Raw genomic sequence first — 6,124 nt, forward strand, 5'->3', positions numbered from 1 at the left:
TTCTTGAAGACGGCAGCGCCCTGCTCGACATTGGCGGTCGCCAGCAGATCGGCGATCGGCTTGGCTGCGGCAGCAGGCGCGGCCGGGCCGCCTTCGGCGGGCTCGGTGGCCTCGATGGCGAAACCGGGCTTTTCCGGAGCCGGCGAGGCAAACAGCGCATCGGACACAATGCCGACCGAGAAGACCACGAAAACGGTTCCGAGCAATCCGGCGAGCAGTTTGTTGACTTCGTTGGAATCCATACGCCCCTTGCTCCCTTTTCCGGCGGACCGAACCGTCCACTCCGTCCGTCGGTATCGTGACCCACCCTGCCAGGGCGGTCAAATCGGGCGGAAACTAGGTCTTTTGCTGCGGCGTTGCAACACCTATAAGGGCGCTTCCAGTGAGACCTTTTGCCACTTTCCTTGTCCTCTTTGAGACGCCTTGCACCTGAGATGTCCACGCTGATCCTGATCCCGGCCCGCATGGCCTCGACCCGCCTGCCGGGCAAGCCGCTGGCTGACATAGCCGGCGCCCCGATGATCGTCCATGTCGCCCGCCGCGCCGCCGAGGCCGACCTTGGCCGGGTGGTGGTGGCGACCGACACGCAAAGCGTGGCCGAAGCGGTGCGCGCGCACGGTTTCGAGGCCGTGATGACGCGCATGGACCACGAATCCGGCTCCGACCGCATCCACGAAGCGCTGGTCGCGCTCGATCCTGACCGCAAGGTCGAAACGGTCGTCAATGTCCAGGGCGACCTGCCGACCATCGATCCCGGGATCATCGTTGCATCGCTGAGGCCACTCCAGGATAGAGCGGTGGACATCGCCACGCTCGGTGTCGAGATCGTCCGCGATGAGGAAAAGACCAATCCCAACGTCGTCAAGATCGTCGGTTCGCCGCTTTCGGGCACCAGGCTGAGGGCGCTCTATTTCACCCGTGCCACAGCACCTTGGGGCGAGGGGCCGCTTTATCATCATGTCGGACTCTATGCCTATCGTCGCGCCGCGCTTGAACGTTTTGTCGCGCTGAAGCCGTCGCCGCTCGAACGCCGCGAGCGACTGGAGCAGTTGCGGGCACTGGAGGCCGGCATGCGCATCGATGCGGAGATCGTGCGTTCGATGCCGCTGGGCGTCGACACGCCGGACGACCTCGAACGCGCCAGAACCATCCTTGCAAACTGAAAAATCCCTTCGAAGCTGAGACCCCCTGAATCGAGAATTGGCCATGCCTGAAAAGACCAACAGAATATCCTTCCAGGGCGAGCCGGGCGCCAATTCCGACACCGCCTCCCGCAACGTCTATCCATCGATGGAGCCGTTGCCGTGTCCGACCTTCGAGGATGCGTTCAACGCGGTAGAGACCGGCAAGGCCGACCTCGCCATGATTCCGATCGAAAACACCATTGCCGGGCGCGTCGCTGATATCCATCATCTCTTGCCGGAATCGAAGCTGCACATCATCGGCGAATATTTCCTGCCGATCCATTTCCAGCTGATGGTGCTGCCGGGCGTCAAGCGCGACGAGATCAAGACGGTGCACAGCCACATCCACGCGCTTGGCCAGTGTCGCAAATACATCCGCAAGAACGGCTGGAAGGCGATCGTCGCCGGCGATACGGCTGGCGCCGCCAAGATGGTCTCCGAGGTCAAGGACCGCACCATGGCGGCGCTGTCGCCGGCGCTGGCCGCGACGCTCTACGGGCTGGATATCATCGAGCAAAATGTCGAGGACACCGATTCGAACGTCACCCGCTTTGTCGTCCTGACCAAGAACAAGCAATGGGCGGAGCGCCCGTCGCCTGACGTCAAGATGATGACGACCTTCATCTTCCGCGTCCGCAACGTGCCGGCCGCGCTCTACAAGGCCATGGGCGGCTTCGCCACCAACGGCATCAACATGACCAAGCTGGAGAGCTACCAGCTCGGCGCGTTCACGGCGACGCTGTTCTACGCCGACATCGAGGGCCATCCCGACGATCCGCTGGTCAAGCTGGCGCTGGACGAGCTTCGCTTCTTCTCGCGCGAGGTGCGGATTCTGGGCGTCTATCCGGCCAGCGCGTCGCGTGAGCAGTGGAAAGTGGCGGATTAAATCACCGCCCCCAGCGGCACATAGTCGATCTCCATGAACGCCTCGACCTCCGGCACCCAGCGGTCGCGCACGAAGGCGACATGGTCTGGATGGTCGTTGTACCTGTTGTAGGCAGCCTGGTCGGCGAACTCCATCGAGAAGCCGAAATGATAGTCGTTCTTGGGGCTGATCTGCCGCAATTGCTCGAAATGCGTGACGCCTCTGATCGCGGTGAGGATTTTCTTGGCGTCGACCAGGAACCTCTTTTCCTCCAGCGAATGCGCCGGATGCTTCAGCGTGAAAACGACGGTGTGACGGATCATGTCCTGCTCCTGCAATGTCTTTCGGTGTTCGCTGCCATCATTCTGAATCGACCCAGGCGCGGATGAGGTGATGCGCAATGGCGCCTTTCGGTGGCGTGATCAAATTACCGGGATGCTCCCTGGTCAGCATCAGACGCACCTCGTCGCGGGCAAACCAGCGGCAGTCCTCCAACTCGTTGAGGTCGGCCTGTATATCGTCATTGAGCGGCTCGCCGAAGCAGCCGATCATCAGCGAATAGGGAAACGGCCAGGGCTGGCTGGCGTGGTAGACGACGCGGCCGAGCCTGATGCCGGCCTCCTCCAGCGTCTCACGTCGCACCGCCGCTTCGATCGTCTCGCCCGGCTCGATGAAGCCGGCAAGGGCCGAGTACATGCCCGGCGCGAAATGCCGGCCGCGCCCGAGCAGGCACTTCTCCCGCGTCGCCGTCAGCATGATCGCCACCGGGTCGGTGCGTGGAAAATGCTCGGTGCCGCAATTCGGGCAATGCCGCTTGTAGCCGCCGGCCCGCATCTGCGATTCGGTACCGCATTTGCTGCAGAAACGATGGCTGGCATGCCAGGCAAGCAGGGCGGCCCCTTGCGCCATCGCGCCGGCAGCCGCCTCGTCGATCAGCCCTTGCATGTAGACCGAGCGATAGTCGATGGCCTTGATGGTTTCCGGCAATTGCTCGGCGTCGATGCCGGCGGGCACGGCCAGCACCGGTCCCTGTTCGGAAAAACCGAGCAGGATGCCTTGCGCAAGGGAGACCTTGAAGGGCTCGCTCTCGGCGGCGCTGAACCAGGGGTCGAGACCGCCGCCATCCCCGAGCCTCAGATAGAGCCGGCCGCCATTCATCAGAAGCAGCCGCGTCGCCGGGTCGGCGAGCGCCTTGTCGACGGAATCGTCGGCGCGGTTTTCGGATTGCCGGTCGATGGTGTTGCCGGCAAAGCCGACGAACTGGCTCGGCTCGCGCAAAGGCGCGTCAAACAGGCGGAAGCTCATGGAGACTCTGGCGTACGTTGCGGGATGGACACGGGGAACGCTTATAGCGCCGCCTTGATCGTTTCGGCAAACCGCCGCAGGTCGGAACGTTGATAGGGCTCACGCAGGCCGTGCCCCCATACCGGGCCTGGCCAGCCGGGATCGCCTTCCGAACGCGCAATGACATGGATGTGCAGCTGGCGCACAATGTTGCCGAGAGCGCCGGTGTTGATCTTGGTGCAGCCGGTCGCTTTTTTCAGTCCCTGTGCCACCATATTGGTCTCGAAGGTCAGCATCGCCTGGTCGAGCGGCGTCATGTCGTGGATTTCCTCCGCGCCCGGCCGCTGCGGCACCAGGAGCAGCCATGGCCAGCGGCGGTCGTTCATCACGCGCAATTCGCACAGCCCAAGCCACATCAACTGCTCGCTGTCCGCCTCCAGCCGGGTGTCCAGCGTGAATCCGGCCTTCAGGCCCGGCAGCATCGGCGTTTCCCTTGCTTTTCTTGGTTTCCTCAAACGCAGGAACGCTAGAGCGGCGGCAAGGGGGCTGCAAGCGAATCATTGCGCCGCTCACGGTTTGGTGCGCCAATTTCATCTTTTTGCGATTTCTCCGGCGCACTTGCATTTCGTCGCACAATTGCCGATATGGAAAGCGGGAGGTTGGTGGTGGACGATCCACTCGCCAACCGGGTCAGGTCCGGAAGGAAGCAGCCCTAACGAGCCCGGAACGGGTCATTGTTCCAGCCTCCCACCTCATCGGCCCCTCTCGCGACATTGACGACGCATTGCAGCGCGGGCGAGACTATGCGCAGGAATCGGCCGCCTTCGGGTGTGGCCATTTGGAGCTTACGGGCGAATGAGCGAAGCCGGAAATTCGGGACCAAAAAGCCTGGAGATAGGCAAGGCCGCCGCCTATCGTGTTCTGGCGCGCAAGTATCGTCCCTCGAACTTCTCCGAACTGGTCGGCCAGGAGCCGACGGTGCGCACCCTCACCAATGCCTTTGCCACCGGCCGCATCGCCCAGGCCTGGATGCTGACCGGCGTGCGCGGCGTCGGCAAGACCACGACGGCGCGCATACTCGCACGGGCCCTGAACTATAAAACCGCCACCGTCGACCAGCCGTCGGTCGACCTTGCCGTGCTCGGCGAGCATTGCCAGGCGATCATGGAAGGCCGCCATGTCGACGTCATCGAGATGGATGCCGCCTCGCACACCGGCATCGACGACATCAGGGACATCATCGAGCGCGTGCGCTACGCGCCGGTCTCGGCCCGCTACAAGGTTTACATCATCGACGAAGTGCACATGCTGTCGACGCAGGCCTTCAACGGCCTGCTGAAGACGCTTGAAGAGCCGCCGCCGCACGTCAAATTCATCTTCGCCACCACCGAAATCCGCAAGGTTCCGATCACCGTCCTGTCGCGCTGCCAGCGCTTTGACCTAAGACGCATCGACGCCGGCGCGCTGGTCGCGCATCTCGCTTCGATCTCGGCCAAGGAAGGCATTTCGGTCGACGACGACGCGCTGGCGATGATCGCGCGTGCCGCCGAAGGCTCGGCCCGTGATTCGCTCTCCATCCTCGATCAGGCGATTGCCCATGGCGCCGGCTCGGTCAGCGCCGATGCGGTTCGGGCGATGCTGGGGCTCGCCGACCGCGCCCGCATCGTCGACCTGTTCGAACATGTGATGAAGGGCGATGTGGCGGCGGCCCTTGGCGAATTCCGCGCGCAGTACGATACCGGTGCCGATCCGGCTGCCGTGCTGACCGATCTGGCCGAATTCAACCATCTCGTCACCAGGCTGCGTTTCGTGCCGACGGCCATCGAGGACGCCTCGCTCTCCGAGGACGAGCGGCAACGCGGCGCGGAATTCGCCAGGACGCTGTCGGTCCGTGTGCTGTCGCGGACATGGCAGATGCTGCTCAAGGGCATTCCCGAGGTGCAGTCCTCCAACCGGCCGGTGAGTGCAGCCGAAATGGTGCTGATCAGGCTGGCGCACGCCGCCGACCTGCCGACGCTGGACGAGGCGTTGAGATCGCTTGAGGGCGCAGCACCGGTGCAAAATGGTGCGCCGCGCCCGAATGGTGCGCCCGCAGGTTCCGGCAATGGCGGTGGCGCCAGCGCGGTGGCGCAGACCCGCATGCCTGCCGGGTCGGGCGGCGCACAGACCATGCGGCTTGTGGAGACCACGCCCGCCCCCGTTGCCTTCGTCGCTCCGCCGGAACCCGTCGTGGAGACGCAATCGGCACCGCTGAAATCGCTGGCCGACATCATTGCCCTGGCTGATGCGCAGCGCGACATCGCCTTCAAGGTGCAGGTCAAGAGCTATATCCGCCTCGTGCGCATCGAGCCCGGCCGGATCGACGTCGGCCTGACCAGCGACGCGCCCAAGATGCTGCTCAACGACCTGACGACAAAGTTGCGCGCCTGGACCGGCCGCAGTTGGCTGGTCTCGCTGTCGAAGGAAGAGGGTGGCCAGACGCTTGCCGAGATGGAATCGGCCAAGCGCGAGAACGCCTTCCTCGATGCCAAGAGCGACCCGACGGTGGCCGCCATCCTGGCCCGCTTTCCCGGTGCCAAGATCATCGACGTGCGCATTCCAGACGCGCCGGAAGCCGAAACGGCCGAGGCCGAAGTGCCGGTCGAGCCCCCGGCTGACGACGACGAAACCTGATCCAGCCACGAATCCGCAAAGGACCCGACCATGAAAGATCTTCTCGGCTTGATGGGCAAGGCGAAGGAAATGCAGGCCAAGTTCCAGGCCATGCAGGACGAGATCGCCACGCTGGAAG

Annotated in this window: 6 protein-coding genes, 1 other RNA gene and 2 pseudogenes; 5 read left to right on the forward strand and 4 right to left on the reverse strand. The window is 63.8% G+C overall.

Going from position 1 to position 6,124, the window contains the following annotated elements; genetic code table 11:
- A pseudogene (locus EN935_RS18620) lies at positions 1 to 242 on the reverse strand (cytochrome c family protein); the annotation flags it as partial.
- Positions 243 to 434: 192 nt separating this feature from the next.
- Between EN935_RS18620 and EN935_RS18625 the strand changes: the two are divergent.
- Positions 435 to 1,163, forward strand: a complete 729-nt coding sequence (locus EN935_RS18625) for a 3-deoxy-manno-octulosonate cytidylyltransferase (protein ID WP_109666287.1) — start codon at positions 435 to 437, stop codon at positions 1,161 to 1,163.
- A 43-nt stretch (positions 1,164 to 1,206) separates the two neighbouring features.
- Positions 1,207 to 2,070, forward strand: coding sequence for a prephenate dehydratase (locus tag EN935_RS18630; protein ID WP_127265227.1), 864 nt, complete (start codon positions 1,207 to 1,209; stop codon positions 2,068 to 2,070).
- Here EN935_RS18630 and EN935_RS18635 read toward each other — a convergent pair.
- From EN935_RS18635 to EN935_RS18645, 3 genes are read right to left on the reverse strand one after another with little or no spacing between them, the layout of a single operon-like run.
- Positions 2,067 to 2,372 (reverse strand): Dabb family protein, encoded by a 306-nt coding sequence (locus EN935_RS18635; RefSeq protein WP_127265226.1) that lies wholly within the window; start codon positions 2,370 to 2,372, stop codon positions 2,067 to 2,069. The genes EN935_RS18630 and EN935_RS18635 overlap by 4 nt on opposite strands.
- 37 nt (positions 2,373 to 2,409) lie before the next feature.
- Positions 2,410 to 3,354 carry an NAD(+) diphosphatase gene (gene nudC / locus EN935_RS18640; RefSeq protein ID WP_127265225.1) on the reverse strand — a complete coding sequence of 315 codons (945 nt, stop codon included), beginning with the start codon at positions 3,352 to 3,354 and terminating at the stop codon, positions 2,410 to 2,412.
- A gap of 41 nt (positions 3,355 to 3,395) precedes the next feature.
- Entirely contained in the window at positions 3,396 to 3,815 is a 420-nt protein-coding gene (locus EN935_RS18645) for an HIT family protein (protein ID WP_109666296.1), read from the reverse strand.
- 172 nt (positions 3,816 to 3,987) lie between these two features.
- Here EN935_RS18645 and ffs point away from each other — a divergent pair.
- The 3 genes and pseudogenes from ffs to EN935_RS18660 all read left to right on the forward strand — a co-directional run.
- An RNA gene (ffs, locus tag EN935_RS18650) (signal recognition particle sRNA small type) lies at positions 3,988 to 4,084 on the forward strand.
- 104 nt (positions 4,085 to 4,188) lie between these two features.
- Positions 4,189 to 6,006 (forward strand): DNA polymerase III subunit gamma/tau, encoded by a 1,818-nt coding sequence (locus EN935_RS18655; protein ID WP_109666299.1) that lies wholly within the window; start codon positions 4,189 to 4,191, stop codon positions 6,004 to 6,006.
- A 30-nt stretch (positions 6,007 to 6,036) separates the two neighbouring features.
- Positions 6,037 to 6,124: pseudogene (locus EN935_RS18660) on the forward strand (YbaB/EbfC family nucleoid-associated protein); the annotation flags it as partial.

The sequence above is a fragment of the Mesorhizobium sp. M7D.F.Ca.US.004.03.1.1 genome (assembly GCF_003998635.1).
GTDB lineage: Bacteria > Pseudomonadota > Alphaproteobacteria > Rhizobiales > Rhizobiaceae > Mesorhizobium > Mesorhizobium loti.